25 protein-coding genes and 1 pseudogene are annotated in these 26,056 nt (G+C 71.4%); 9 read left to right on the top strand and 17 right to left on the bottom strand.

Annotation, left to right across the window (positions count from 1 at the left end; all coding sequences use genetic code 11):
* Positions 1 to 37 precede the first annotated feature (37 nt).
* The 8 genes from AB0J72_RS36630 to AB0J72_RS36665 all read right to left on the bottom strand — a co-directional run bounded on the left by AB0J72_RS36630 (position 38) and on the right by AB0J72_RS36665 (position 6,541).
* Positions 38 to 364, bottom strand: a complete 327-nt coding sequence (locus AB0J72_RS36630) for a metal-sulfur cluster assembly factor (RefSeq protein WP_360566135.1) — start codon at positions 362 to 364, stop codon at positions 38 to 40.
* Positions 361 to 810, bottom strand: a complete 450-nt coding sequence (gene sufU / locus AB0J72_RS36635) for a Fe-S cluster assembly sulfur transfer protein SufU (RefSeq protein WP_344502984.1) — start codon at positions 808 to 810, stop codon at positions 361 to 363. The genes AB0J72_RS36630 and sufU overlap by 4 nt, the downstream gene beginning before the upstream one ends.
* Positions 807 to 2,054, bottom strand: coding sequence for a cysteine desulfurase (locus AB0J72_RS36640; RefSeq protein ID WP_363407147.1), 1,248 nt, complete (start codon positions 2,052 to 2,054; stop codon positions 807 to 809). Before AB0J72_RS36640 ends, sufU begins: the two co-directional genes overlap by 4 nt.
* Positions 2,055 to 2,061: 7 nt before the next feature.
* Positions 2,062 to 2,838: a Fe-S cluster assembly ATPase SufC gene (gene sufC, locus AB0J72_RS36645; RefSeq protein WP_363407150.1), complete on the bottom strand. Its 777-nt coding sequence runs from the start codon at positions 2,836 to 2,838 to the stop codon at positions 2,062 to 2,064.
* Positions 2,835 to 3,161 (bottom strand): non-heme iron oxygenase ferredoxin subunit, encoded by a 327-nt coding sequence (locus tag AB0J72_RS36650; protein WP_363407153.1) that lies wholly within the window; start codon positions 3,159 to 3,161, stop codon positions 2,835 to 2,837. The genes sufC and AB0J72_RS36650 overlap by 4 nt, the downstream gene beginning before the upstream one ends.
* Positions 3,158 to 4,303, bottom strand: a complete 1,146-nt coding sequence (gene sufD / locus AB0J72_RS36655; protein ID WP_363407155.1) for a Fe-S cluster assembly protein SufD — start codon at positions 4,301 to 4,303, stop codon at positions 3,158 to 3,160. Before sufD ends, AB0J72_RS36650 begins: the two co-directional genes overlap by 4 nt.
* Positions 4,304 to 4,385: 82 nt before the next feature.
* Positions 4,386 to 5,792: a Fe-S cluster assembly protein SufB gene (gene sufB / locus AB0J72_RS36660; protein ID WP_363407158.1), complete on the bottom strand. Its 1,407-nt coding sequence runs from the start codon at positions 5,790 to 5,792 to the stop codon at positions 4,386 to 4,388.
* Positions 5,789 to 6,541 carry an ArsR family transcriptional regulator gene (locus AB0J72_RS36665; RefSeq protein ID WP_363407208.1) on the bottom strand — a complete coding sequence of 251 codons (753 nt, stop codon included), beginning with the start codon at positions 6,539 to 6,541 and terminating at the stop codon, positions 5,789 to 5,791. The genes sufB and AB0J72_RS36665 overlap by 4 nt, the downstream gene beginning before the upstream one ends.
* A gap of 906 nt (positions 6,542 to 7,447) precedes the next feature.
* On the opposite strand from AB0J72_RS36665, the gene AB0J72_RS36670 reads away from it, so the two are divergent.
* Positions 7,448 to 8,395, top strand: a complete 948-nt coding sequence (locus tag AB0J72_RS36670) for a COX15/CtaA family protein (protein WP_363407211.1) — start codon at positions 7,448 to 7,450, stop codon at positions 8,393 to 8,395.
* A gap of 213 nt (positions 8,396 to 8,608) precedes the next feature.
* Here AB0J72_RS36670 and AB0J72_RS36675 read toward each other — a convergent pair whose 3' ends face one another.
* The 3 genes from AB0J72_RS36675 to AB0J72_RS36685 form a co-directional block, all read right to left on the bottom strand.
* Positions 8,609 to 9,142: a GNAT family protein gene (locus tag AB0J72_RS36675; RefSeq protein WP_363407161.1), complete on the bottom strand. Its 534-nt coding sequence runs from the start codon at positions 9,140 to 9,142 to the stop codon at positions 8,609 to 8,611.
* The gene (locus AB0J72_RS36680) at positions 9,093 to 9,809 is read right to left on the bottom strand and encodes a DUF4184 family protein (RefSeq protein ID WP_363407164.1); all 717 of its coding nucleotides are present in this window, start codon (positions 9,807 to 9,809) and stop codon (positions 9,093 to 9,095) included. The genes AB0J72_RS36675 and AB0J72_RS36680 overlap by 50 nt, the downstream gene beginning before the upstream one ends.
* Before the next feature lie 64 nt (positions 9,810 to 9,873).
* Positions 9,874 to 10,239, bottom strand: coding sequence for a VOC family protein (locus tag AB0J72_RS36685; protein WP_363407167.1), 366 nt, complete (start codon positions 10,237 to 10,239; stop codon positions 9,874 to 9,876).
* 112 nt (positions 10,240 to 10,351) lie between these two features.
* On the opposite strand from AB0J72_RS36685, the gene AB0J72_RS36690 reads away from it, so the two are divergent.
* Both AB0J72_RS36690 and AB0J72_RS36695 read left to right on the top strand, forming a co-directional pair.
* The gene (locus AB0J72_RS36690; protein ID WP_363407170.1) at positions 10,352 to 10,642 is read left to right on the top strand and encodes a hypothetical protein; all 291 of its coding nucleotides are present in this window, start codon (positions 10,352 to 10,354) and stop codon (positions 10,640 to 10,642) included.
* Positions 10,643 to 10,965: 323 nt separating this feature from the next.
* On the top strand, positions 10,966 to 12,123 hold the full coding sequence (locus AB0J72_RS36695) for a lyase family protein (protein ID WP_363407214.1): 1,158 nt from the start codon (positions 10,966 to 10,968) through the stop codon (positions 12,121 to 12,123).
* Between the two features lie 248 nt (positions 12,124 to 12,371).
* Here the strand turns inward: AB0J72_RS36695 and AB0J72_RS36700 are convergent, their stop codons facing one another.
* The 6 genes from AB0J72_RS36700 to AB0J72_RS36725 form a co-directional block, all read right to left on the bottom strand.
* Positions 12,372 to 13,127 (bottom strand): TIGR03089 family protein, encoded by a 756-nt coding sequence (locus tag AB0J72_RS36700; protein ID WP_363407173.1) that lies wholly within the window; start codon positions 13,125 to 13,127, stop codon positions 12,372 to 12,374.
* A gap of 394 nt (positions 13,128 to 13,521) precedes the next feature.
* On the bottom strand, positions 13,522 to 14,148 hold the full coding sequence (locus AB0J72_RS36705) for a fibronectin type III domain-containing protein (RefSeq protein WP_363407176.1): 627 nt from the start codon (positions 14,146 to 14,148) through the stop codon (positions 13,522 to 13,524).
* 31 nt (positions 14,149 to 14,179) lie between these two features.
* Positions 14,180 to 15,016, bottom strand: a complete 837-nt coding sequence (locus AB0J72_RS36710) for an undecaprenyl-diphosphate phosphatase (RefSeq protein ID WP_363407179.1) — start codon at positions 15,014 to 15,016, stop codon at positions 14,180 to 14,182.
* On the bottom strand, positions 15,013 to 15,927 hold the full coding sequence (locus AB0J72_RS36715) for a hypothetical protein (RefSeq protein ID WP_363407217.1): 915 nt from the start codon (positions 15,925 to 15,927) through the stop codon (positions 15,013 to 15,015). Before AB0J72_RS36715 ends, AB0J72_RS36710 begins: the two co-directional genes overlap by 4 nt.
* A gap of 24 nt (positions 15,928 to 15,951) precedes the next feature.
* Positions 15,952 to 16,275 carry a hypothetical protein gene (locus AB0J72_RS36720; protein ID WP_344502999.1) on the bottom strand — a complete coding sequence of 108 codons (324 nt, stop codon included), beginning with the start codon at positions 16,273 to 16,275 and terminating at the stop codon, positions 15,952 to 15,954.
* A 301-nt stretch (positions 16,276 to 16,576) separates the two neighbouring features.
* Positions 16,577 to 17,563 (bottom strand): heme o synthase, encoded by a 987-nt coding sequence (locus AB0J72_RS36725; RefSeq protein ID WP_363407182.1) that lies wholly within the window; start codon positions 17,561 to 17,563, stop codon positions 16,577 to 16,579.
* Positions 17,564 to 18,012: 449 nt separating this feature from the next.
* Between AB0J72_RS36725 and tkt the strand changes: the two genes are divergently transcribed.
* The 6 genes and pseudogenes from tkt to AB0J72_RS36755 all read left to right on the top strand — a co-directional run.
* Positions 18,013 to 20,154, top strand: a complete 2,142-nt coding sequence (gene tkt / locus AB0J72_RS36730) for a transketolase (RefSeq protein ID WP_363407185.1) — start codon at positions 18,013 to 18,015, stop codon at positions 20,152 to 20,154.
* A gap of 32 nt (positions 20,155 to 20,186) precedes the next feature.
* Positions 20,187 to 21,296 (top strand): transaldolase, encoded by a 1,110-nt coding sequence (gene tal / locus AB0J72_RS36735; RefSeq protein ID WP_363407188.1) that lies wholly within the window; start codon positions 20,187 to 20,189, stop codon positions 21,294 to 21,296.
* 56 nt (positions 21,297 to 21,352) lie between these two features.
* The gene (locus AB0J72_RS36740) at positions 21,353 to 23,062 is read left to right on the top strand and encodes a glucose-6-phosphate isomerase (RefSeq protein ID WP_363407191.1); all 1,710 of its coding nucleotides are present in this window, start codon (positions 21,353 to 21,355) and stop codon (positions 23,060 to 23,062) included.
* Positions 23,063 to 23,067: 5 nt separating this feature from the next.
* On the top strand, positions 23,068 to 24,585 hold the full coding sequence (zwf, locus tag AB0J72_RS36745) for a glucose-6-phosphate dehydrogenase (protein WP_344503004.1): 1,518 nt from the start codon (positions 23,068 to 23,070) through the stop codon (positions 24,583 to 24,585).
* 22 nt (positions 24,586 to 24,607) lie between these two features.
* On the top strand, positions 24,608 to 25,624 hold the full coding sequence (locus tag AB0J72_RS36750; protein WP_363407194.1) for a glucose-6-phosphate dehydrogenase assembly protein OpcA: 1,017 nt from the start codon (positions 24,608 to 24,610) through the stop codon (positions 25,622 to 25,624).
* Positions 25,621 to 25,965 (top strand): annotated as a pseudogene (locus tag AB0J72_RS36755) (6-phosphogluconolactonase); the annotation flags it as partial. The gene AB0J72_RS36750 and the pseudogene AB0J72_RS36755, both read left to right, overlap by 4 nt.
* Positions 25,966 to 26,056 lie beyond the last annotated feature (91 nt).

The raw sequence follows: 26,056 nt of genomic DNA on the forward strand, positions 1-26,056 counted from the left end.
GACGCTCCTCGCTGGACGCTCTTCGCTGGACGTCTCGTCAGACGTTGAAGCCCAGGGCGCGCAGCTGGTCGCGGCCCTCGTCGCTGATCTTGTCCGGGCCCCACGGCGGCAGCCACACCCAGTTGATCCGGATGTCGCTGACCAGGCCGCCGCCCGGGCCGGTGCACAGCGCCTGGCGGGTCTGGTCCTCGATGACGTCGGTCAGCGGGCACGCCGCGGACGTCAGCGTCATGTCGAGGGTCGCGACGTTGTCCTCGTCGACGTGGATGCCGTACACCAGGCCAAGGTCAACGACGTTGATCCCGAGCTCCGGGTCGACGACGTCCTTCATCGCCTCTTCGATGTCGGCGAGCACCGCGGTCATGCCTTCTCCTCACTCGGGACGGCTCGGCTGAGCGCGTCCTTGTACGCCATCCACGCCAGCAGGGCACACTTCACCCGGGCCGGGTACTTCGCCACGCCGGCGAACGCCACCGCGTCCTCCAGCACCGCCTCGTCGGGCTCGACCTGACCGCGGCCGCCCATCAGCTCCGTGAACGCCTCGTGCCGCCGCAGCGACTCCTGCACGGTGCCGCCCTTGAGCAGCTCGTGCAGGATGCTCGCGGACGCCTGGCTGATCGAGCAGCCGACGCCCTCGTACGACACGTCCGCGACGGTGTCGCCCTTGATCGACACGCGCAGGGTCACCTCGTCGCCGCAGGTCGGGTTGACGTGGTGGGCCTCGGCGTCGAACGGCTCGCGCAGGCCACGGCCGTGCGGCCGCTTGTAGTGATCCAGGATGATCTCCTGGTAGAGCTGGTCCAGCTTCATGCGAAGACCTTCCGCACCCGCTCCAGGCCGCGGACCAGCGCATCGATCTCGTTGGTCGTGGTGTACAGGTAGAACGACGCCCTCGTGGTCGCCGGCACCCCGAAGCGCACGCAGGTCGGGCGGGCGCAGTGATGCCCGACCCGGACCTGCACGCCCTCGTCGTCCAGGATCTGCCCGACGTCGTGCGGGTGGACGCCGTCGACGGTGAAGGAGATCGTCGCGCCGCGCCCTTCCGCACTGGTCGGGCCGATGATCCGCACGTCCGGCGTCGCGGTCAGGGCGTCGAGGGCATACGCGGTGAGCTGCTTCTCGTACGCCTGGATCGCGTCCATGCCGACGGCGCTGAGATAGTCGACGGCCGCGCCCAGACCCACGGCCTCCGCGATCGGCGGCGTGCCGGCCTCGAAGCGGGCGGGTGGCGGCATGAACGTCGAGCCGGTCATCGCGACCGTCTCGATCATCGAGCCGCCGCCCAGGAACGGGGGCATGGCGTCGAGCAGCTCGAACCGGCCCCACAGCCCGCCGATGCCGGTCGGGCCGAGCATCTTGTGACCGGTGAACGCGACGAAGTCGGCGCCGAGCGCGGTCACGTCGACGGGGATGTGCGGCACCGACTGGGAGCCGTCGAGCAGCACCAGCGCGCCGACCTGCCGGGCCCGGGCGACGAGGATGTCGACGGGGTTGATCGTGCCGAGGATGTTGGAGTAGTGCACCACCGAGACGAGCTTCGTGCGCTCGTTGATGAGCTCGTCGATCGCCGACAGGTCGAGCCTGCCGTCGTCGGTGAGCCCGAACCAGCGCAGCGTCGCGCCGGTGCGCTGCGCGAGCAGCTGCCACGGCACGATGTTGGAGTGGTGCTCCATCTCGGTGATGACGATCTCGTCGCCGGGACCGATCCGCAGGCGCGGGTCGTCGGCGACCGCCGTGAACGCGTGCGCTACGAGGTTGATCGCCTCGGTCGAGTTCTTCGTGAACACGATCTCGGCCGCGGTGCCCGCCCCGACGAACGCGGCGACCTTCTCGCGCGCGCCCTCGAACGCCTCGGTCGCCTCGGTGCCGAGCGTGTGCACGGACCGGGCGACGTTGGCGTTGTGCCGCTCGTAGTGCTCCCGGACCGCGTCGATCACCTGGCGTGGCTTCTGCGACGTGTTCCCGGAGTCGAGGTAGACGAGCGGGTTGCCGTTGACCTCCCGGTCTAGGATCGGGAAGTCCTTGCGTACCGCGTCAACATCCAGCGCGTTCATGATTCCCCTATGCGTGGGTCGCCAGCCCGGCGCCGGCCAGGTAGCGCTCGTAGCCTTCGGCCTCGAGCTGCTCCGCGAGCTCCGGGCCGCCCTCTTCCACGATGCGTCCGCCGACGAAGACGTGGACGAAGTCAGGCTTGATGTACCGCAGGATCCGGGTGTAGTGCGTGATGAGCAGCAGGCCCGTGTCGCCGTTCTCACGGACCCGGTTGACGCCCTCGCTGACGATCCGCAGCGCGTCGATGTCGAGGCCGGAGTCCGTCTCGTCGAGCACCGCGATCTTCGGCTTGAGCAGCTCCAGCTGCATGATCTCGTGCCGCTTCTTCTCACCGCCGGAGAAGCCCTCGTTGACGTTGCGCTGCGCGAACGCCGGGTCCATCTGCAGCTTCTCCATGGCGCCGCGCAGCTCGCCGGCCCAGGTGCGCAGCTTCGGCGCCTCACCGTCGATCGCGGTCTTCGCGGTCCGCAGGAAGTTGGCCACCGACACGCCGGGGACCTCGACCGGGTACTGCATCGCCAGGAACAGGCCGGCACGGGCCCGCTCGTCGACGGTCATCGCCAGCACGTCCTGGCCGTCGAGGGTCACCGAACCACCGGTGACCTGGTAGCGCGGGTGACCCGCGATCGAGTACGCCAGGGTCGACTTGCCCGAGCCGTTGGGGCCCATGATGGCGTGGGTCTCCCCCGCCCCGACGGTCAGATCGACCCCGGCGAGGATCGGCTTCAGCTCGCCGTCAGGCAGCTTCACCGACACCTGCAGGTTGCTGATCTCCAGCGTGCTCACTTCGTCACTCCGTTACTGGGATTCAAGTCGATGTAGACGTCGCCGTCGCGGATCTCGACGGGGTAGACCGGGACCGGCTCGGTCGCCGGAAGGCCGGTCGGCTCGCCGGTGCGCAGGTCGAAGCGCGAGCCGTGCAGCCAGCACTCCAGGGTGCAGCCCTCGACCTCGCCCTCCGACAGCGCGACCGCGGCGTGCGAGCACTCGTCGTAGACGGCGTAGAAGTTGTCGTCGTCGGCGTGGACGAGCGCGATCTCGGTCCCATCGACCTCGACCTGCCGCACCGTCCCCTTGCCCACCTCAGCCGCCGCGCATACTCGGATCACGTGCCGGCCGCCTCTAGCCGTGCGTCGATGGCCTCGCCCAGCCGGTCGCGCAGCGACTCGACCGGGATCTTGTGCAGCAGCTCCGCGAAGAAGCCGCGGACCACGAGCTTGCGCGCCTGCTCGTCCGGGATGCCCCGGGACATCAGGTAGAACAGCTGCTCGTCGTCGAACCGGCCGGTGGCGCTGGCGTGGCCCGCGCCGGCGACCTCGCCGGTCTCGATCTCCAGGTTGGGCACCGAGTCGGCGCGCGCCCCGTCGGTCAGCACCAGGTTGCGGTTGATCTCGTACGTGTCGGTGCCGGTCGCCTCGGCCCGGATCAGCACGTCGCCGACCCACACCGTGTGCGCCTCCTGACCCTGCAGCGCGCCGCGGTACGCGACGTAGCTGCGGCAGTCGGGCACCGAGTGGTCGACGAGCAGCCGGTGCTCCATGTGCTGCCCGGCGTCGGCGAAGTAGAGCCCGAACGCGTCGATCTCGCCGCCGCGACCGGTGTAGTCGACGCTGGTGTACTGCCGGACCAGGTCGCCTCCGAGCGTGACCTGGACGTGCGTGACCTTCGCGTCCCGGCCGAGCCGGAACCGGATGTGCTGCGCCTGGACGGCGTCGGCGTCCCAGTCGGTGACCGTGACCAGCGTGAGCCGGGCCGCGTCGCCGACGAGCACCTCGAGGTTGTCGGCGAGCGTGACCGAGCCGACCTGCTCCAGCACGACGGTCGTCTCGGCGAGCCGGCCGACCTCGACGACGGTGTGGCCGAACGCGACCTCGGTGCTCGAGCCGACGAGCCGCACCACGGCTGCGGTCTCCGGCACGGCGTTCGCCGCCACCGACACCAGCAGCGCCTCGGTGGCGCCGCCGGCCGCGAGCGCGCTGATCCGGTCGAACGGGGTCAGCGCCGCTCCGACCCGCGGGTCGGAGCGGTCGACGGTCGCGACGGTCACGCCCTCGGGCAGGTCACCGATCTCGACCTTCGGCGCTTCCGCCGCGGGCTCGCCGCCTTCGGCGGTCGCCAGGCCACGCAGGCGCTTGAGCGGGGTGAACCGCCACTCCTCCTCCCGCCCCGTGAGGGCGGGAAAGTCGGCGACGTCGAACGAGCGGACCTGCTGCGCGCGGGTCTTCGGCGGTACCAGGACAGGAGCGCTCATTCCGCCGCCTCCGCTTCGCTCCGGCGTCGGCCTGAGCCAAAACTGACACACGATGAGCGGCCCGAGCCGCTTCGCTGGCCGCTCATCCGACCGCGCCCTCCATCTGCAGCTCGATGAGCCGGTTGAGCTCCAACGCATACTCCATGGGCAGTTCCTTGGCGATCGGCTCGATGAAGCCGCGCACGATCATCGCCATCGCCTCGTCCTCGGTGAGGCCGCGCGACATCAGGTAGAACAGTTGGTCGTCGCTGATCTTCGAGACCGTCGCCTCGTGCCCCATCGACACGTCGTCCTCGCGGATGTCGACGTACGGGTACGTGTCCGAACGGGAGATCGTGTCGACGAGCAGCGCGTCGCACTTCACCGTCGACCGGGAGTGGTGCGAGCCCTCCAGGACCTGCACGAGGCCGCGGTAGCTCGTCCGGCCGCCGCCACGGGCGATCGACTTCGACACGATGGTGCTCGACGTGTGCGGCGCGGCGTGCACCATCTTGGCGCCCGCGTCCTGGTGCTGTCCCTCGCCGGCCATCGCGACCGACAGGACCTCGCCCTTGGCGTGCTCGCCCAGCATGAACACCGCCGGGTACTTCATCGTGACCTTCGAACCGAGGTTGCCGTCGATCCACTCCATCGTCGCGCCCTCGTGGCACACGGCCCGCTTGGTGACCAGGTTGTAGACGTTGGTCGACCAGTTCTGGATCGTGGTGTACCGGCAGCGGGCGCCCTTCTTCACGACGATCTCCACGACCGCGGAGTGCAGCGAGTCGGAGGAGTAGATCGGCGCGGTGCAGCCCTCGACGTAGTGGACGTACGCGTCCTCGTCGACGATGATCAGCGTCCGCTCGAACTGGCCCATGTTCTCGGTGTTGATCCGGAAGTACGCCTGCAGCGGGATCTCCACCTTCACGCCCTTGGGCACGTAGATGAAGCTGCCGCCGGACCACACCGACGTGTTGAGCGAGGCGAACTTGTTGTCGCCGACCGGGATCACGGTGCCGAAGTACTCCTTGAACACGTCCTCGTGCTCACGCAGCGCGGTGTCCGTGTCGAGGAAGATGACGCCCTGCTCCTCGAGATCCTCGCGGATCTTGTGGTAGACGACCTCCGACTCGTACTGCGCGGCGACACCGGCGACGAGGCGCTGCTTCTCCGCCTCGGGGATGCCGAGCTTGTCGTAGGTCGCCTTGATGTCGTCGGGAAGCTCTTCCCAGCTCGCCGCCTGCTTCTCGGTCGAGCGGACAAAGTACTTGATGTTGTCGAAGTCGATGTGCGACAGGTCCGCGCCCCAGGCCGGCATCGGCTTGCGGTCGAACAGGCGCAGGCCCTTCAGGCGCAGGTCGAGCATCCACTGCGGCTCGCTCTTCTTCGCCGAGATGTCGCGCACGACGTCCTCGTTGAGGCCGCGGCGTGCCGCGGCACCGGCGTTGTCCGAGTCGGCCCAGCCGTACTCGTACCGGCCGAGACCGGCAAGCTGATCGGCGGTGGTCATCTCACGTTCCTTTGCCTATTTTGCCGAATTTGACGGGCATTATCGGATCTGGCACCGGGGACCGGCGCCGGGATGTGCGTGGTGCAGACACCATCACCGTTGGCGATGGTCGCGAGCCGCTGGACATGGGTCCCCACCAGGCGGGAGATGACCTGGGTCTCGGCCTCGCACAGCTGCGAGAACTCGGCGGCGACGTGCGCCACCGGGCAGTGATGCTGGCACAGCTGGCCACCGGTGGCGATGGTGGTCGCGCCGGCGGCGTAGCCCTCCGCGGTCAGCGCCTTGGCGAGCGCCTCGGCGCGGGCGAGCGGGTCGTCGCCGGCCTCGGCCATGGCGGCCTTGCAGCGCTCCTCGAGCCCGGCGACCTGCGCCATGGCGAACGCGGCGACCGCGGCCTCGCCGTGGTGCTCGGCAATCCATCGCAGCGCGGACGCGGCGAGGTCGTCATAGGTGTGCGGCAGCGTCTCACGCGCCGCAGCGGTCAGCGTGAACACCCGCGCCGGCCGCCCGCGCCCGCGACGCCCGCGGTCCGGCCGCTCCCGGCTCTCCACCAGGCCTTCGGCCAGCATCGCATCGAGGTGCCGACGGATCCCGGCCGCGCTCAGCCCGAGGGCGAGCCCCAGCTCGGTCGCCGTCGCCGACCCCTGCTGCAGCAGCAACTCCGTGACCCGGTCACGGGTGCGCACGTCGAGCGGCGGGCACGCGTCAGCGACGGCAGACCTCTGCTGCGCCACCTCCACGTTTTTCACAACACCAACGTTACGTAATTCGCCTGACGCAGGCAAACCGCCCTACGGGTGATCCAACGCACGGAAGGTAAGGCTCCCCTTAGCTGAACTTCTGGCTGTCGACCAGGCCTGATAACGGCTCGTAGCGGCGCGACCATACTTATCGCTGTCCGATTAGGAGGGCGGGAGTACGGTTGCTTTGAAAGCGGAGCGGCCACCGACACCGGCCCGTGACGCCTTTCGTGAAGCGCGACCCCGACCCAGGTGCCGCCACCCTCAACGCCCTCGACGCCGCCACCACCCGCCCACCCGCGCGCGGTAGCAAGATCACGCTCAGACACGGCACCACTGGACCGGGAAGCACCCTCCGACCCGGACCCGTTGAGCAGCCCGACCAGCGGGAACGAGCGGCAGCGACGGGACAGCGGCCCGCGGGGTGGCAGGACGTGGGCGGTGGGCCAGCACCTGAGCGGGGACGAGCACGTCAACGGCCCAGACCAGCACGCAGGCGACCGGACGGGCACGCAGGCGACCGGACGGGCACGCGGGCGGGGTTAGCACGTGGACGGCGGGCCGAGGGTGGACAGCCAGACCAGCACGCCGACAGCTGGGCCGGCTGCGGAGGGTCGCGGACGATGGCGGCAGGCTCGGTGGCTTCGGGACGGACGGCGACGGAGCGTCGGGGGTGGCGGGACGGCGACGGGCATCGGGGTGGCGGGACGGCGACGGGCATCGGGGTGGCGGGACGGCGACGGAGCGTCGGGGGTGTCGAGGCGGCGATGGAGCGTCGGTGGTGCCGGGGCGTCGGTGGTGGGGCGCTGGTCGCGAGGCGCCGCTGGCGGGGGTGGAAATGGCGGGCGGAAGTGTGGGCCGGACCGCGGCGGGGGGTGATATGTAGCCGCGCGTAGTATCGGCCGGGTGTTGGGGATGGTGTTGTCGCTGCTCGATCGGCCGGTGGTGCTGCGACGGGCGGCGCTCGCGTCGCTGGTGGCGAATATCGGGATCGTGTGCACGGGTGGGCTGGTCCGGCTGACCGGGTCGGGGCTCGGCTGTCCGACGTGGCCGCGGTGCACCGAGGAGTCGTACGTGACGACCCAGGCGATGGGGCATCACGGGATCATCGAGTTCGGCAACCGGACGCTGACGTTCGTGCTCGGGCTCATCGCCGTCGTCGCGCTCGCGGCGGCGTGGCGGCAGCGGCAGCGGGTGCCGGGGCTGCTCGCCGCGGGGGTGTGGATGATGGCGGGGATCGCGTTCCAGGGGGTGCTGGGCGGGATCACCGTGCGGATGGCGCTCAACCCGTGGACGGTGATGGCGCACTTCCTGGCGTCGATGCTGTTGATCGCGCTGGCGTACGTGTTCTGGCACCGCACGCGTGACGTGCCGCCGCGGTGGACCGCACCGCGGGCGATCAGGACCGCCGGGATCGTGATCACGGCGGTTTCGGCGGTGGTGCTGGTGCTCGGGACGGTTGTGACGGGCAGCGGGCCGCACTCCGGTGACACGAAGGCGGCGCGGACCGGGTTCGACCCCGAGACTGTGTCGCAATTGCACGGGGATGCGGTTTTTGTCCTGGTCGGGCTCACGATCGCGCTGTGGTTCGGCCTGCGGGCGCTGGGGGCGCCGCTGCGGGTCACCAGGGCCGCCGCCCTGCTGCTTGCCGTCGAGCTGGCGCAGGGAATTGTCGGGTTTGTCCAGTACTTTACGGGATTGCCCTGGCCCGTCGTGTTGCTCCACATGCTGGGCGCCTGCCTGGTCTGGGCGGCGACGCTGGGGTTGTTGCTGGCGGTGTCACCCGGTCGCGCACCGGCCGGCGGCGCGGCCGTCGAGGATCAGCTGGTCCTCGACGCACAGCCCGACGCGAGCACCGCGTAAACAGCAGCACCGCGCAAACGCCTACGCCGCCCACCCGGGCGGCGAGCACCGCACGAACGGCAGCACCACGCGAACGGCAGCACCGCACGAACGGCAGCACCACGCGAACGGCAGCACCACGCGAACGGCAGCACCACGCGAACGGCAGCACCACGCGAACGGCAGCACCGCATGAGCGGCAGCACCGCAGGAGCGGCAGAGCAGTATGAACAGCTACGCCTGCCACTCGGCGGCGAGGACGGCGTACAGCAGGTCGTCGGTCCACTCGCCCTTCCAGTAGCTGGCCCGCACGAGCAGCCCCTCCCGGCGGAAACCGAGCCGCTCCAGCAGCCGGGCCGACCGCTCGTTGCGGGCGTCCAGCACCGCGTGCACGCGGTGCAGGCCCTCCTCGACCAGGAGGTGCCGGACGACCCGCCCGACCGCCTCGGTGGCGAAGCCCTGGCCCTGGAACGCGGGCGCGAACGTGAAGCCGATCTCCGCCTGCCGGCCGCCGTCGCCGCGGTTGACGCCCACGTCGCCGAGGAGCAGGCCGTTGTCGCGGCCCTCGACGGCGTACTGGAACCAGCCTTCCCGCTCGGGGTCCAGGCGTGCGGTCTCCGCGACGAAGGCGAGGGCGTCGCCGAGCGGATAGGGCGCGTCCCAGGACTGGTACCGGGCCACGTCCGGGTCCGAACGGTAGGCGGCGAGGGCGGCGGCGTCACCGCTGTGGAAGCGCCGCAGCAGCAACCGGTCTGTCTCCAGGAGCACGCACGAAGTGTAGTGCCAGACAGGCCGTGAGCAGAGCGATCACCGCCGATACGATCAGCCGGACGACGAAGACGTGCGGGCCGCCGTAGCGCAGGTTGCCGACGACGAACGCGCAGGCCGCGAACGTTTCGACGGCGCACGACCAGAACAGCCACGGCCGGCGCGGCACGACCGGTGCGGCCCCGTGCCATTCCCTGACCAGATGGCGGCGTTGCACGTACCAGATGAACAACGGCAGCAGGAGCAGGGCGGCGTAGTCGCTGACGTCGCGCACCAGGCGCCACGACGCGATCACCTCGGGGTGCGGGTGGGTGACCAGGTCCCACAGCAGGTGGCTGGCGTCGCCGAGCAGCGCCGAGGTCGCGGTGACCCACCAGCGGTGCCTGACCCGGCCCAGCACGCCGAGCTCCGGCAGCGACCCCGGAAGGTGCGCCGCGACGGTGGGGGCGCCGAGACGGATCAGCCACGCGGTGAACACGGTGACGGGCAGGCCCCACCAGAAGGCGGCCGCGACCGTGTGGCTGCGGATGGTGACGGCGTCGCCGAGCGCGTACGCGATGTCGGGGGCGGTGGCGCCGACGGCGAGCGCGACGCCGTCGAACCAGCGCGGCCGCCACAGTTTCAGGGGCAGGACCGCCAGGGGGTGGGTCGGCAGGGTCGATGGCACACCGCCGACCCTGCCGCACCGGCGCCGGGATCCGGCGGGCCTGCACCGCAGTTCCACACGATCTTCACGAGTGCGGACGGGTCATGCAGAACTCGTTGCCCGCTGGGTCCAGCAGGACCGCCCAGCCTGTGCCGTCGGGCTCGCGGCGGTCGTCGGCGAGGGTCGCGCCGAGCGCGAGCAGCCGGTCGATCTCGGCGTCGCGGTCCCGGTCGCCGGGCCGGAGGCACACGTGCACGCGGTTCTTCAGCGTTTTCGGCTCTGGTACCGCCTGGAAGTACCACCTCGGTCCGCTCTCCGGCTCGATGACGACCTCGGCGTCGCCCGGCGAGCAGTCGGGGTGGACGGGGTGGCCGATGACCTCGGCCCAGAAGCTCGCGAGCGCGTACGGGTCGGCGCAGTCGAAAGCAACGTTGCGGAGAAATGACACCATCCGCAAGACCTTAGCCCCATCTATTGCCGGGCTGTAAATTCATCTGCACTTTCTTTGTAAAGGGATCTCCTTGTGTAACGCTGCTGCAATGGGGCAACCAGAACCGCTCATCATGCAGATCTACTGCCGCCTGGAAGTCGCGGTCAACGACCCCGACGTGATCGCCAAACTGGCCGGTCAGCAGCTTCGCGAGGCCGAAATCGACTGGTCACGCAAGGAAGAGGACCTCGAAGAGGCGGTCCACCAACTCGAGTCGGACTTGCAAGAGGCATTGGCATGCGTCGTTGAACAGCAGCGCATGACAGAGCATCTGCCCGGGGTGGAGCCGCGCGGCGGGCTGGTGTTCACGACGTTCGGCAAGCCCGACGACCGCTTCCGTCCCGGGTTCACCGACTTCCTCTAGCGCGTCCGCCCCCGGTCCGCGATCCGGGGGCCGGATGCGGGTGTGGCCGGCACGGAGGCCGGCGAAGCGTGCCACGGCCCGGGTGGTGAGCCGGCGAGATCATGCCCGCCGCCACGACCCGGGCCCCGCACCGGCGCACCGGCCGCGTAGCAAAAGCACGGATGCACCGGCCGCGTAGCGAAAGCACGGGCGCACCGGCCGCGTAGCGAAAGCACGGGCGCACCGGCCGCGTAGCGAAAGCACGGGCGCACCGGCCGCGTTGCGAAAGCTCACGATGTAGGTCTGCGCCCCCGGCCTGCTCGATAGAGTCCACCAAGGTGAGCATGAAACCGTCCTCCTCCGCCCTGTTCGACGGCGTCCTGGCCCGCGGCGAGGTCGCGACCGCCGTCGGCGACGACGCGTGGCTGACCGCGATGCTGCAGGTGGAGGCGACGCTCGCCCAGGTGCAGGCGTTCAGCGGGCTCATCCCCCAGGCCGACGCCGACGCGATCGCCGGCTGCGCCCGGCCGGAGCACTTCGACGCCGCCGACCTCGGTGCCCGCGCCGCCGCCAGCGGCAACCCCGTCGTGCCGCTGGTCGAGCGGTTGCGCGCGCTCGCAGGTCCCGCCGGGCCGTCCGTGCACCTCGGTGCCACCAGCCAGGACATCCTCGACACCGCCGGCATGCTCGTCGCCGCGCAGGCGCTGCGGCCGCTGCTCGCCGACCTCGCCGCCTGCGCCGACCAGGCCGCCCGGCTCGCCCGCGAGCACCGCGACACCCGCATGGTCGGCCGTACGCTGCTGCGCCAGGCCGCGCCGACCACGTTCGGCCTGAAGGCCGCCGGCTGGCTCACCGGCCTCGACGCCGCCCGCCGCCGGCTCGAACAGGTGCGGCGGGAGCGCCTCGCGGTGCAGTTCGGCGGCGCGGCCGGGACCCTCGCCCCGTTCGGCGACGACGGGCCCGACGTCGTCGAGTCCCTCGCCACGCTCCTCGGCCTCGCCGAGCCCGTCGTGCCCTGGCACACCGAACGCACCCGCGTCGCCGAGCTCGCCGGCGCTCTCGGCGGCGCCGCCGGGACCGTCGCGAAGATCGCCCGTGACCTGACGCTGATGGCGCAGGACGAAGTCGACGAGGCCTCCGTCGCCGCCGGCCCGTCGGCGACGGCGCCCGATCGCAAGCCCATCGCCGCCGTCTGCGCCCTCGGCAGCGCCGCGTCCGCGCCGGGCCTCGTCGCCGACCTCCTCGCCGCGATGGCCCACGAGCACGAACGCGCCGCCGGCGCCTGGCACGCCGAGTGGCGCCCCCTGCGCGAGCTGCTCGTCTGCACCGGCTCGGCCGCGTCGTGGCTGCGCGCGGCCCTGGAGCGGCTCCTCGTGCACCCCGACGTCATGCGCGCCAACCTGGCCCGCGCCACCACCGCGTCCGGGACGGCCGACGATGCCGCCGACGCCGCCGGTGTACTGGTGGACCGCGCCCTCCAGGCACACACGAAGTCCCCGTAGCGGCTCCCCACCCACCGCCCTCACGACCCGCCACACCGCGCCGCGCCCCTCGCATAAGCCACATACAGGGGCATTGACCAACGTCTGTCGCGGGAGTCGAAAGGCGCCCGGCCCGCGGCCACCGGAATGCGGCGCTCCCAGTCGGCGCGGTATGCGCGGCGTGCGCCGCGGTGGGGTGCTGGTGAGAAGGCCCCGCCGCGAAGCGGTGGGGTGCTGGTGAGAAGGCCCCGCCGCGAAGCGGTGGGGGGCTACAGCGTGCCGAAGACGCGGGCGGCGGACTCGGCGGCGGTGATGGTGGAGAGGTGGGACGGGCCGGGGCAGAGGATGATCGAGGCGCCGACCGACAGCGGGGCGAGGAGCCACTTCACCGGGTGCTCGTGCTCGCTGGTGTCGACGACGACGCGGTCGCCGGGGCGGAGGTCCTGCCGGTCGGCGAGCTCGCGGGCGATGCTGCCCCATTGGCCGTACGTGGTGCCGTCGCCACTCGCCGCGGCGCCCGGCCGGATCAGGGCCGGCGCCGGAGTGGACGCCGGGTAGGCGCCGACGGCGGCGTCGAAGTCGCGGTAGCCGAGCACGTCGCGCGGGTCCCCACCGGCCGAGCCTGCCGCCGAGCCGCCGAAGACGAAGCGGTGCGGGGCGTCGGGGACGGACTCCAGCCAGGAGCCGAGCCGTTCGCGGGCGGCGAACACCACGTCGAACGGCACACCCGCGTCAGGGCCCACCTCGGGCAGGCCGGCGGTCGCGGCCAGGTGGAAGGAGACGGTGACGCCGAGGGACCAGGCACCCAGCAGCGCGGCAGCGGTACGCCAGTGCGGCGGAAGCAGGGCGGCGGCGCGGCTGCCAGGACCCAGGCCGCAGTCGTGCAGCAGCCCGGCGGTGCGGGCGGCCCAGCCACCGAGCTGCGCCGCGGTGAGAGCGGTGCGCCGCCCGTCGGCCTCGTAGTGGACGAGCAGCGGCACGTCAGCGCCGGCGACGCCCGCCGGCGGGAGCAGCTCGGGAAGCACAAAGACACCATAGCCCCCCGTCCGAGCACGGTGACGGCCTCGGAGCGGCGCCCGCAGCGCCGGCGGGCCGGACGGGTCTGCGCGGTCCACTCACACCACAGGCGGCCCAGACCGAGAAGCCGCTTGGCGGACGTCGACCATCGCCGCCACGGGGCCAGCGGGAGCCGTCCGGGCCCAGTGCGCGCCCGCACCCGCACTCCGATGAGCATCCCCGCGAATGGCCGCAGGGCTACCGGAGCCCATCGGGGCCTCGGGAACGGCTGCCACCGGATGCGGCGCGCACACGCCGCTTGGCCTGCCTCGCGCCTCGGCGCGGGCAGTGCGTCGCGGAGCGGCGCATTGGGGTGCGGGTGAGAATCCCCGCCGGGACCCGCCGCGGCAGCGGTGGGGGGAATCACAGCATGGTGACGGCTTCGGAGCGGGCCACCTCGGGGGCGGTCGGTGGGAGGGACTCGTACTTCTTCAGGACGGCGTGGACGACGAAGACGTACGGGGTCTGCGAGATCAGGCCCGTGACCGTGGTCGTGACCCGGGTGCAGCCCTTGCCGGGCGGGACGGTCTGCCAGGTCCAGCCGGGTTGCGGGCCGATGAGCAGTTCCTGGGACACGGCGGTCAGCTGGTAGGAGACGATGGACGGGTCGCCGATGTTCCACCAGCTGACGGTGGCGGAGGCGGTGCCGGGGACGACCTCGACGCCGTTGATGACGCCGGGGCGCACGACGCCGGTGCACTCGGTCGGGCTCGTGCTCGGGGTCGGGTAGCTGCGGCTGACCTTGGGCAGTGGCGAGATCGACGCGAGGGGGCCGCGGACGGGGGCGCCGGTGGTCAGGCCCGCCGACGGGTCGACCGCGTCGCCCTTCGAGTAGACGGTCTTCTGCGGCAGGTCGAGCACCTTGCCGCCCTGCTTCTTGTTGGCGTTGCCGGCGCCGGTACCGCCGAGGCCGGGCAGCACGGAGCAGCCGGCCACACCGCAGAGCAGTGCCGAGGCCAGGACAAGGGCCGCGCCGAGCCGCCGTTTCACAAGGTGTTCATCGGCGGCCCGGGCGGGAAGCTTAGGTCGCCTCGATCGTGCCGGTGCCGACGAGGACGAGCAGGAGGACGCCGAGCGCGACGCGGTACACGATGAAGATGGTGTACGTGTGCCGCGCCACGAACTTCAGCAGCCACGAGACGGCCAGGTAGCCGACGGCGCCGCTGACGAGGGTCGCGGTGATCGTCGCGGGCCAGCCGACGCCGTTGGCGATGTTGTCGTGCTCGTCGGCGATCTGCAGGGCGCCGGCGGCGAGCAGCGCGGGGATGGACAGGAAGAACGACAGCCGGGTGACGGTGACCCGGTCGAAGTCGCGCAGCAGGCCCGCGGACATCGTCGCGCCGGAGCGGGAGACGCCGGGGATGAGGGCGAGGGCCTGCGCGGTGCCGATGATGAGCGTGTCCTTCCACGTGACGTCGGTCTCGTGGCGTTGCTGGGTGGCGGCCCGGTCGGCGAACCACATGACGCCGGAGAACGCGATGAGCGCGCCGCCGACGAACCAGAGGCTGCGCAGCGTCGTCTCGACCTGGTCCTTGAAGAGCAGGCCGACGATCCCGACCGGGATGGAGCCGAGGATCACCGACCAGCCGAAGCGGTAGTCGAGGTTGTCGCGCCGGGTCTTGTCGAACAGGCCGCGGAGGAACGCGGGGACGATCCGGGCGATGTCGTGCCGCAGGTAGATGGCGGTCGCGAGGACGGCGCCGGTCTGGATGATCGCGGTGAACGCGGTGATGTCGGGGTCGTCGATCGAGTAGCCGAGGAGCTTCTCCAGGATCGTGAGGTGGCCGGTGCTGGAGATCGGCAGGAACTCGGTCAGTCCTTCGACGAAGCCGAGGAGGATCGCTTCGAAGATGTTCACGAGCGGCCGGTCAGACGGTCGGCGATGGCCCGGGCGAGACGGTCGGGGGCGCCTTCGGCGGTGGTCAGGAACAGCGACGGCTCGGTGAGCTCGACCTCGATGACGACCGGGTCGCCGGACGGGGTCGGCAGCAGGTCGACGCGGGCGTAGAGCAGGCCGGCCCGGTCGAAGGGCAGGGCCGCGAGGACCCGTTCGGCGAGGTCGCGTTCCGCCGGTGACGGTGTCCGCGGGGTGATGGACTCCTCCTGGTACAGCGTCTCGACGCCCACGTCGGGGCCGGTGAGGATGGGGCCCTTGCGGATCGCGTGGCTGTAGGCGCCGGCGATGAACAGCAGGGCGGTCTCGCCGGCGGTGTCGACGTCGGCGAGATACGGCTGGATCATGACGAGCCGTCCGGCGTCGTGCAGGCGCCGCACGTGCGCGGCGGCGAGGTCGGCCTGCTCGGGCAGCCGGTAGCGGCCGGTGTCGACGCTGCCGACGCTGACGGCCGGCTTCACCACGATCTCGGCGGCGGCCGTCCCGGTGACGTCGTCGAGCTCGATCGGGTCGCCGGGGTCGAGCCACCGCGTCGGGACGATGGGGATGCCTTTGTCGTGGAGTTCGCGGAGGTACTGCTTGTCGGTGTTCCACGCGATGACGTCGGCCGGGTTGGCGAGGCGTGGCACGGACGCGGCCCACGCGGTGAACTCCGCCCGCCGGGCCGGGTAGTCCCAGGTGTTGCGGACGACGGCGAGGTCGTAGGACGGCCAGTCGACGGCCGGGTCGTCCCAGACGGCGGGGACGGCGGTGACGCCGGCGGCGGCGAGGGCCGGGACGAGGCTCTGGTCGTCCTCGTCGAGGTCGGGCAGTTTGGCGCAGGTAACGAGAGCGACCCGGGCACGGGCCCGGGTCGCGGAATATGACTGTTCGATGATCACGGAGCGAAGATACCGACCCTAGCGGGAAAGGACACGCCGCCCCATGGAGCGCCAGAGGTCGTTGCTGGGCCGCATCTGCTCGAGTAGCTCGCGCTCCCAGGCATTCTCGATCTTGACTCCGGCCTGCGCGCAGGCGGACCGCGCGATGTCGGTGCCTTCCGCCATCTGGTCGCCCCAGACGCCGTCCTCCCCGACGAGCACGATGCGGGCACCGCGCCGGCCGACGTACTCGATGACTGCCTTGGCGCCGCCGTGGTCGTCCGCGAAGGACTTGATGCCGGAGATCAGGCTGCCCGGCACCGGGCGGCTCAGGGTCATCGTCGTATCGGAACCATCTGCCATGACGGCCACACTAAAGGGGTAACCCGCCGGTCGGGAGTGAACTGACGGTCTGATGTGATCGTAGTTACTGACAGGTTTAGTTCACCAGGCGTTCGTTTTGCCCCGACAGAACCAGCTAAAAGCGGATATTCAGGCGCCCGGATCCGAGGGCAAACGAGAGACATGCATCACGTCACGACCCCTCGGGCGCGTTGTGCCAAAAATTCGGGCGTTTCCGGGTCAAGACCGGCTCAAGCTCGACATTTGGCGGCACCTCCGGGGTCCCCCGGATGGTATCGATACGGCGCCGGCGGCAACCAGATCACTGGATGAAGACGTCTACTCCGACCGCCACGCACAACAGCGTGAGATACGTGACCGACCAGTGGAACAGCCGCATCGGCTTCAGCGGCTCGCCGCGGCGGGCCCGGCCGTCGAGCCGGTGCGCCTCCAGCAGCAGCAGCGCGCCGACGACGACCGCGACGACGCCGTAGACGGGCGTCATCCCGAACGGCCACAGCGCCACCGACGCGGCCACGGTCAGCCAGCTGTAGACGACCGTCTCCAGGCCGACGCGCCGCATGCTCGCCACGACGGGCAGCATCGGGATGCCGGCGCGGGCGTAGTCGTCCTTGAACTTGATGGCGAGCGCGTAGAAGTGCGGCGGCTGCCACAGGAAGACCACGGCGAACATGACCCAGGCCGGCCAGGCCAGGCCGCCGGTGACCGCGGCCCAGCCGATCAGCACCGGAGCCGCGCCGCACGCGCCGCCCCACACCGTGTTCTGCGGCGTGGTGCGCTTCAGCCACATCGTGTAGACGAGGTCGTAGTAGGCGATCGCGCCGACGGTGAGCAGCGTGGCGAGCAGGTTGGTGAACGTCGCCATCAGCACCGTGGACAGCGCCGCCAGGATCAGCCCGAAGATCAGCACGGCCCGCGGGGTGATGCTGTGCGTGGCGAGCGGGCGGCGTGACGTGCGCTTCATCAGCGGGTCGATGTCGCGGTCGATGTAGCAGTTCAGCGCGTTGGCCGCGCCGGCCGCCAGGGAACCGCCGACCAGCACCACGGCGATCAGCCACAGCGACGGCAGGCCGCGCTCCGCGAGGAGCATTGCCGGGACCGTCGTGATGAGCAGCAGCTCGACGATGCGCGGCTTCGTCAGTGACACGTATGCCTTGACCACGGCGCCGAAGCCGGCGCGGCGGCCAGCCGCCTGCTGCTGCTGTGCCCGGGCCAGTGCCGCTGCCGTCGTGGGGCGGACCGGCTCGGACGCGCTCTGGGAGACCGCACGGTCGACGAGCTGCGTCACGTCTGGTTTGCCACCTTCCCGGCATCGGCCGCACCTGGACCGCCTGCCTTGGGGCCGCGGCCGGGTGACGGCGCGTGGCGGCAGGGCGAGACCGAGGGTCCCGCCGAGACCGGCGGGCACTCGCATCCTAGAACAGGATCAACGCAGGCCAGAGCGGGACCCCACCACATCGGCGGTCGCCTCCGTCGCGGCGACTGCCTGTACCGTCGCAGCAAAAGTTTCGCGCAGGGCTGAATCGATCCAGGTTTGGCGCCGGTTCCGCGCATCCGCGCAGTCGCGTGCCGGTGAAGGTCGCGGCGGGCATCGACTACCGTTGCCGCAGGCAGTGTCGCCGATGTCCGAAACATGGTCGACTGCGCGTGGGCCTACCCATTCGTGGGTAGGGTCGTTCTGAAAGAGCCCCCGCAACACCGCTGATCAAACCCTCGTTCGACAGGAGCAGCACAGCCGTGAGCGCTGAAGAGGTCAAGGGTCCCGAGCTTTCCTGGTCCGACGTCGACCGTCGGGCGGTCGACACGGTGCGCGTCCTCGCCATGGACGCCGTCGAGAAGGCCGGCAACGGCCACCCCGGCACCGCGATGAGCCTGGCACCCGCGGCGTACATGCTGTTCCAGAAGGTCATGCGGCACGACCCGACCGACCCCAACTGGCTCGGCCGCGACCGCTTCGTGCTCTCCTGCGGGCATTCGAGCCTGACGCTGTACATCCAGCTGTACCTCGCCGGCTACGGGCTGAGCCTCGACGACCTCCGGTCGCTGCGGCAGTGGGGCTCGCTCACCCCGGGCCACCCCGAGCACGGGCACACCGCCGGTGTGGAGACCACCACCGGCCCGCTCGGCCAGGGCCTCGGCAACGCCGTCGGCATGGCGATGGCGGCCCGCCGCGAGCGCGGCCTCTTCGACCCGGAGCCGGCGACCGGCGACAGCCTGTTCGACCACCACGTCTACGTGCTGTGCTCCGACGGTGACATCGAAGAGGGCGTCACGCACGAGGCCAGCGCGCTCGCCGGCCACCAGAAGCTCGGCAACCTCGTCGTCATCTACGACGACAACGAGATCTCGATCGAGGACGACACCAAGGTCGCCAAGAGCGAGGACGTCGCCGCGCGGTACGAGGCGTATGGCTTCCACGTGCAGACCGTCGACTGGCGCGCCGGTCACGACGCCGGCGACGGTGTCTACGCCGAGGACGTGCAGGCGCTGTGGGACGCGATCCAGGCCGCGAAAGCCGAGACGGGCCGCCCGTCGTTCATCGCGCTGCGCACCATCATCGGCTGGCCCGCCCCGAAGAAGCAGAACACCGGCAAGATCCACGGCTCGGCGCTCGGCGCCGACGAGGTCGCGGCGACCAAGCAGGTCCTGGGCTTCGACCCGGCTCTGACGTTCGAGGTGGCCGACGACGTCCTCGCGCACGCCCGCGGCGCCATCGAGCGCGGCCGCGAGCTGCACTCCGAGTGGGACAAGGGCTTCGAGGCGTGGCGGGAGTCCGCCGGTGAGCGCGCCGAGCTGCTCGACCGCCTCTTCGCCGGCCAGCTGCCCGAGGGCTGGGAGAAGTCGCTGCCGGAGTTCCCGGCCAGCGAGAAGGGCATGGCGACCCGCAAGGCGTCCGGCGACGTGCTCGGCGCGCTCGCCCCGGTGCTGCCCGAGCTGTGGGGCGGCTCCGCCGACCTCGCCGAGAGCAACAACACCACGATGGAGGGCGAGCCGTCCTTCGTGCCCGCCGAGTTCGCCACGAAGGCGTTCCCCGGCAACGAGTACGGCCGCACGCTGCACTTCGGCATCCGCGAGCACGGCATGGGCTCGATCCTCAACGGCATCAAGCTGCACGGCCCGACCCGGCCCTACGGCGGCACGTTCCTCGTCTTCTCCGACTACATGCGGCCCGCGGTGCGCCTCGCGGCCATCATGAAGCTCCCGGTCGTGTACGTGTGGACGCACGACTCGATCGGCCTCGGCGAGGACGGCCCGACGCACCAGCCGGTCGAGCACCTGACGGCGCTGCGCGCGATCCCCGGCCTGGCCGTGGTCCGCCCCGCCGACGCCAACGAGACCGCGTGGGCGTGGCGCCGGGCGCTGGAGGTCACCGACCACCCGGTCGCGCTGGCCCTCAGCCGGCAGAACCTGCCGACCCTGGACCGCGACGAGTACGCGCCGGCCGAGGGCACCGCCAAGGGCGGATACATCCTCAAGGACGCATCCGACGGCCAGCCGCAGGTGATCATCGTGGCCACCGGCTCCGAGGTGCAGCTCGCCGTCGCCGCGCAGCGGCAGCTCGAGGCGGAGGGCACCCCGACCCGCGTCGTGTCGATGCCCTGCCAGGAGTGGTTCATGGAGCAGGACCTGGCGTACCGCCAGCAGGTCCTGCCGAGCGGGGTCAAGGCGCGGGTCAGCGTCGAGGCCGGCATCGCCATGTCGTGGCAGCACATCATCGGCGACCACGGCGTGGCCGTGAGCATCGAGCACTACGGCGCGAGCGCCCCGCACACGGTGCTCTTCGAGCAGTTCGGCTTCACCACCGACAAGGTCGTCGCGGCCGCGCACGCCTCGCTCGCCAAGGTCGGCGAGATCACCGGCACCACCACGGGCAACTGAGACATCGGCATCTGAGTTAGAGGAGCACTGCGATGAGTTCCGATCGGCTGGCCGAGCTCTCCGCCGCAGGTGTGGCGGTCTGGCTCGACGACCTCTCCCGCGCCAGACTGAGCGGCGGCGGCCTCGACAAGCTGCGCCGCGAACAGCACGTCGTGGGAGTCACCACCAACCCCACCATCTTCGCGAAGGCGCTGACCTCCGCCGAGGACTACGCCGACCAGGTCAAGGACCTCGCCCTGCGCGACGCGCAGGTCAACGAGGCGATGCGCGCGCTCATGACGTATGACGTGCGCTGGGCCTGCGACGTCATGAAGCCCGCCGCCGACGCCAGCAAGGGCATCGACGGCCGGGTGTCGATCGAGGTCGACCCGGGCCTCGCCGCCGACACCGCCCGCACCGTCGCCGAGGCGAAGGCGCTGTGGTGGCTCGTCGACCGCGACAACCTGTTCATCAAGATCCCCGCGACCAAGGAGGGCCTGCCGGCGATCACCGCCGTGCTCGCCGAGGGTATCAGCGTCAACGTGACGCTGATCTTCTCCCTGGAGCGCTACGAGGCGGTCATGAACGCGTTCTTCGCCGGCCTCGAGCAGGCGAAGGCCAACGGTCACGACCTCGCGAAGATCGGCTCGGTCGCGTCGTTCTTCGTGTCGCGCGTCGACACGGAGTACGACAAGCGGCTCGACAAGATCGGCTCCGACGAGGCGACGGCGCTCAAGGGCAAGGCCGCCATCGCCAACGCGAAGCTCGCCTACAAGAAGTACGAGGAGCTGTTCTCCTCCGAGCGCTGGCAGGCCCTCGCCGACGCGGGCGCCCACCCGCAGCGGCCGCTGTGGGCGTCCACCTCGACGAAGAACCCCGAGTACCGCGACGTCATCTACGTCGAGGAGCTCGTCGCGCCCGGCACGGTCAACACCATGCCGGAGGCCGTCATCCACGCGTTCGCCGACCACGGCGAGGTCCGCCTCGACGCGATCACCGGCTCCTACGCGGAGGCCCAGCAGGTCATGGACGACCTCGCCGCGATCGGCATCGACTACGACGACGTCGTGCAGGTCCTGGAGCGCGAGGGCGTCGAGAAGTTCTCGGTCTCCGGCAACGAGATGATCGAGACCGTCCGGACGGCCCTCGAAGCGGGCAAGTAGGGCACGCGATTTCAGTAGGCTGGTCATCCGGGCCGGCCGTCTCTTGGGGGGTGCGGGTGCCTGATCTTCTCGACGATGTCACCGCTGCGGCCGGGCTCACGGTGTTCGGCGCCGCGGCCGTCGCCGGTGCGATCGACACCCGCGCCCTGCCGCGCTCCCCCCTCGACTGGTCCCCCGACTACGACGTGGTCCCCAGGGTCACCATGCTCCGCACGGAGCTGCGGGCCCTGGACCTGGACCGCGTCGTCCTCGCCGGCGACGGTGCGCCGGCCCGCGCCGCCGACGCGATCGCCCGGACGCTCGGCGTGCCACTGACCGTCCTGACCGGCACCGACCCCGGCGGCATCGCCGCCGCCGTCGCCGGCCCGCTGCGCCGCACCGTGGTCGTGCTCACCGCGGCGTCGCCGATCTCCGTCTCCCTGGCCGTCGACAGCCACCGCCGGGCGTTCCTGCAGGCGTTCGAGGACCAGGGGATCCACGACCTCGGGCGGCGGTTCGTGTTCGTCACCCGGCCCGGGTCGCCGCTCGCGACGACGGCGCTGGAGATGGGCGCGCAGCTGTTCCTCGCGCAGCCCGGCCCGCTGTCCGCGTACTCCCTGGTGCCGGCGGGTCTGGCCGGCGCCGACATCAACGAGCTCGTCGAGCAGGCGTTCGCCCTGGCCGAGCCGCCCCGCCGCACGTCGGCCGCCGGCTTCTCGCTGCCGTCGGCGGGGTTCTCTCCCCCGTCCGGGTTCACGGCGCCGTCCGGTGCGCCGGAAGCGCCGGCGTCCGCCGGGGACGCCGGGTTCGCGCATCCCGCGGTCGCGCTGGGAGCCGCGCTGCGGGCCGCCGTCGCCGCGGGGCGGGACAAGATCGCCCTGGCCGCCGACGGCAGCGGGCTCGTGGGGCTCGGCGAATGGGTCGCCGCACTGCTCGACGGTGCCGGCGCCCGGGCCGTGCCGGTCGTCCTCGAGACGCCGAGCAGCTGGGGGCACGAAGGACCCGACGTCCTCAGCGTGACCACGGGCGGGCCGCTCGTGCCCGGCGTCATGCCCGGCGGAGGGATCAACCCCGACCTGGCCGTCAACGGGCCGCTCGGCGTGCAGCTGCTCGTCTGGGAGCAGGCCCTCACGATCGCCGGGCTGATCGGCACCGCGCCGGCGGACCCCGAGCGGACCCGCTCCGCCCCCGCCGGCTTCGGCGCGGCCGGTTCCACACCCGCCGGCGGTTTGGCGTCCGGCAGCGAGGGGCACGGTGGTGATGATCCGTCGTCGGGCGAAGGGGTGCTGCGGGTGCTCGACACCGGGGTGCCGCCGCAGGTGCCGGCGTTCGTCGAGGGTGCCGTGGAGGTCCACGGAGCCGTGACCGCGACGACGCTGATCGGGGCGATCGACGAGTTCGCCCGGTCGGTCCCGCCCGGGGCGGCGCTCACCGTGCTGGCGCACCTCGACCGGACCGCCGACGCCGCCGCGCTGGAGGTGCGGACCGGACTCGCCGGCCGGGTCGACCGGGCCGTCCGCCTCGCCTGGAGCGGCGAATCCGTCCAGGCCGCCACGGACGCCGGAGGATCCGGCCGTACATCGGCAGCCAACGTCATCCAGATCACCGGTGCCGTCCCGAGGGACCTGGCTGTCCCGGGACGTCCCTACACGTTCGGCGAGCTGCAGGCCGCCGAGGCCGCCGACGACCGGCAGGTCCTGCTGGAGCGGGGCCGGCCGCTGCTGCGACTGCACCTGACCGACCGGAAATCCGGTATCGACCAACTGTTGGCCGCCCTCGGAGGGTGAGTGTGATGACCAATCCCTTGCGGGACCCGCAGGACCGGCGACTGCCTCGGATCCCCGAGCCGTGCGCGCTGGTCATCTTCGGCGTCACCGGTGACCTTGCCCGCAAGAAGCTCATCCCGGCTGTGTACGACCTGGCCAACCGAGGTCTGCTGCCGCCGAGCTTCGCGGTGCTCGGCTTCGCCCGGCGCGACTGGGGCGACGGCGACTTCGAGGACCTCGCCCGCAAGGCCGCGCAGAACGGCGCCCGCACCACGTGGCGGGAGGAGGTGTGGTCGCGCCTCGCCGGCAACATCAAGTTCGTGCCCGGCTCGTTCGAGGACGACGCGGCGTTCGACCACCTGGCGCAGACCCTCGACGACCTGCACGACGAGTCCGGCATCCCCGGCAACGCGGCGTTCTACCTGTCGATCCCGCCGTCGGCGTTCCCGGTCGTGCTCAAGCAGCTCGAGCGCACAGGCATGTCCGACAACGCGAAGTCCGGCGGCTGGCGCCGCGTCGTGGTGGAGAAGCCGTTCGGCTACGACCTGGTGTCGGCGCGGCAGCTCAACGACCTCGTCGACGACGCGTTCACCGCGCAGGACGTGTTCCGCATCGACCATTACCTGGGCAAGGAAACCGTCCAGAACATCCTGGCGCTGCGCTTCGCCAACAACCTGTTCGAGCCGGTGTGGAACTCCAACTACGTCGACTCGGTGCAGATCACGATGGCCGAGGACGTCGGCATCGGCACCCGCGCCGGGTTCTACGACACCGTCGGCACCGCCCGCGACGTCGTGCAGAACCACCTGATGCAGCTGCTCGCGCTGGTCGCGATGGAGGAGCCGACGGCGTTCGACGCGACCGCGATCCGCACCGAGAAGCTCAAGGTGCTCAACGCGATCACCGTGCCGACCGACGTGTTCACCAACACGGTCCGCGGGCAGTACCTCACCGGCTGGGTCGCCGGCGAACGCGTCCCCGGCTACCTGGAGGAGAAGGACGTCCCCGCGGAGTCGAAGACGGAGACGTACGTGGCGATCCGTCTCGGCGTCCAGAACCGCCGCTGGGCCGGGGTCCCGTTCTACATCCGCGCCGGCAAGCGCATGCCGCGCCGCGTCACGGAGCTCGCGATCTCGTTCAAGAAGGCCCCCCACCTGCCGTTCCACCAGGCCGACGTGGAGATGCTCGGCCACAACCAGCTGGTCATCCGGGTGCAGCCTGACGAGGGCGTGATGCTGAAGTTCGGCTCGAAGGTGCCCGGCACGACCATGGAGGTCCGCGACATCGCGATGGACTTCCAGTACGGCGAGGCGTTCACCGACGCGAGCCCCGAGGCGTACGAGCGGCTCATCCTCGACGTCCTCGTCGGCGACAAGACCCTGTTCCCCGACTCGGCCGAGGTCGAGGCGAGCTGGAACGTCATCGACCCCCTGGAGGAGGCGTGGAAGGGCTCGACGCCCGAGCCGTACCGCGCCGGCGAGTGGGGGCCGCGAGCCGCCGACGAGATGCTGGCCCGCGAGGGCCGCGCCTGGCGCCGGGCCTAGGTTTCTTCGAAGGGGACTGGTCATGATCGGACTTTGGGACACCACAGGCATCGAGGTCGTGAAGGCCCTGGCGAACGAGCGGCGCAGCGCCGGCGGGCTCACCAGCGGCCTCGCCCTCACCCTCGTCGCCGTCGTCGACGAGCGGCAGGTCCGGGAGGCGGAGGCCGCCGCGACCATCGCCGCGTCCGCGCACCCGTGCCGGCTGCTCATCATCGTGCGCGCCGACGTCACCCAGCAGCGGTCCCGCCTCGACGCGGAGATCGTCGTCGGCGGGCGGCTCGGACCGTGCGAGGCCGTCGTCATGCGCATGCAGGGCCGCCTCGCGCTGCACGCCGAGTCGGTCGTCATGCCGCTGCTCGCCCCGGACGTGCCGGTGGTGACCTGGTGGCAGTGCACGCCGCCGGAGCGGATCGCGTACGACCCGCTGGGCGTCGTCGCGGACCGCCGCATCACCGACAGCGCCCAGGCACCCGACCCCGTGGACGCGCTGCGCATCCGCGCCGAGGACTACGTGCCCGGCGACACCGACCTGGCCTGGTCGCGGATCACCCCGTGGCGCACGCTGCTCGCCGGCGCCTTCGACGCGACCCGGGTCGGCGTCAGGTCCGTCGAGATCATCGCACCCGACCTCGACCCCACGGCGCCGCTGCTCGGCGGCTGGCTCGAGGCCCGCCTCGGCGTCCACCCGACCCGCAAGCCCGGCTCCGGCAAGATCATGGAGGCGGTGAACCTGGAACTCGCCGACGGCAGCAGCATGAACCTCATCCGCGACCTGAACGCGGGCATCGCCACCCTCCAGCGCACCGGCCAGCCCGACCGGACCCTGCCGCTGAGCCGGCGCCCGCTCGGCGAGGAACTGGCCGAGGAACTGCGCCGGCTCGACCCCGACCAGCCATACGCGGCCGCGCTCGCCGCCGCCACCGGCAAGCAGCACCTCGACGAGCGCGGGGCGCCGCGGGTGCACATCTGGAAGGACCCGGCGCTCGCCGAGCGCCCGGAGGCCGCTACGCCCTCGTCCCTGGAGTCCGTCGCTTCATGACCGTCGTCATTCACGATGACCCGAAACTGCTCGCCGAGGCGACCGCCGCCCGCCTGATCGTCCGGCTCACGGACGCGCAGGCGGAGCGGGGCGTCGCGTCCCTCGTCCTCACCGGCGGCCGGATCGCCGCGCAGATCTACGCCGCGGTCCTCGCCAGCCCGGCCCGCGACGCCGTCGACTGGTCGCGGGTCGACTTCTGGTGGGGCGACGAGCGGTTCCTGCCGTCCGGCGACCCCGACCGCAACGAGACCCAGGCCAGGGCGGCGCTGCTGGACGGCCTGCCGGTCGACCCGGCCCGGGTCCACCCGATGCCTGCCTCCGACGGCCCGCTCGGCGACGACGCCCCCAAGTCGTGCGCCTAGCCGCCGGGCGGCTACAGGTGCCACAAACCGAACCCGGGCGACGCAGGTCGAAGCCGGACACCGATCCGGC

The sequence above is a fragment of the Dactylosporangium sp. NPDC049742 genome, from assembly GCF_040674675.1.
GTDB classification, from domain to species: domain Bacteria; phylum Actinomycetota; class Actinomycetes; order Mycobacteriales; family Micromonosporaceae; genus Dactylosporangium; species Dactylosporangium maewongense.

Bases quoted from the DNA above. Each gene is read 5' to 3' on its own strand.
- AB0J72_RS36630 (WP_360566135.1), bottom strand. From the start codon at position 364: ATGACCGCGGTGCTCGCCGACATCGAAGAGGCGATGAAGGACGTCGTC.
- sufU (WP_344502984.1), bottom strand. From the start codon at position 810: ATGAAGCTGGACCAGCTCTACCAGGAGATCATCCTGGATCACTACAAG.
- AB0J72_RS36640 (WP_363407147.1), bottom strand. From the start codon at position 2,054: ATGAACGCGCTGGATGTTGACGCGGTACGCAAGGACTTCCCGATCCTA.
- sufD (WP_363407155.1), bottom strand. From the start codon at position 4,303: ATGAGCGCTCCTGTCCTGGTACCGCCGAAGACCCGCGCGCAGCAGGTC.
- sufB (WP_363407158.1), bottom strand. From the start codon at position 5,792: ATGACCACCGCCGATCAGCTTGCCGGTCTCGGCCGGTACGAGTACGGC.
- AB0J72_RS36670 (WP_363407211.1), top strand. From the start codon at position 7,448: ATGGTGTTGTCGCTGCTCGATCGGCCGGTGGTGCTGCGACGGGCGGCG.
- AB0J72_RS36685 (WP_363407167.1), bottom strand. From the start codon at position 10,239: ATGGTGTCATTTCTCCGCAACGTTGCTTTCGACTGCGCCGACCCGTAC.
- AB0J72_RS36690 (WP_363407170.1), top strand. From the start codon at position 10,352: ATGCAGATCTACTGCCGCCTGGAAGTCGCGGTCAACGACCCCGACGTG.
- AB0J72_RS36695 (WP_363407214.1), top strand. From the start codon at position 10,966: ATGAAACCGTCCTCCTCCGCCCTGTTCGACGGCGTCCTGGCCCGCGGC.
- AB0J72_RS36720 (WP_344502999.1), bottom strand. From the start codon at position 16,275: ATGGCAGATGGTTCCGATACGACGATGACCCTGAGCCGCCCGGTGCCG.
- tal (WP_363407188.1), top strand. From the start codon at position 20,187: ATGAGTTCCGATCGGCTGGCCGAGCTCTCCGCCGCAGGTGTGGCGGTC.
- zwf (WP_344503004.1), top strand. From the start codon at position 23,068: ATGACCAATCCCTTGCGGGACCCGCAGGACCGGCGACTGCCTCGGATC.
- AB0J72_RS36750 (WP_363407194.1), top strand. From the start codon at position 24,608: ATGATCGGACTTTGGGACACCACAGGCATCGAGGTCGTGAAGGCCCTG.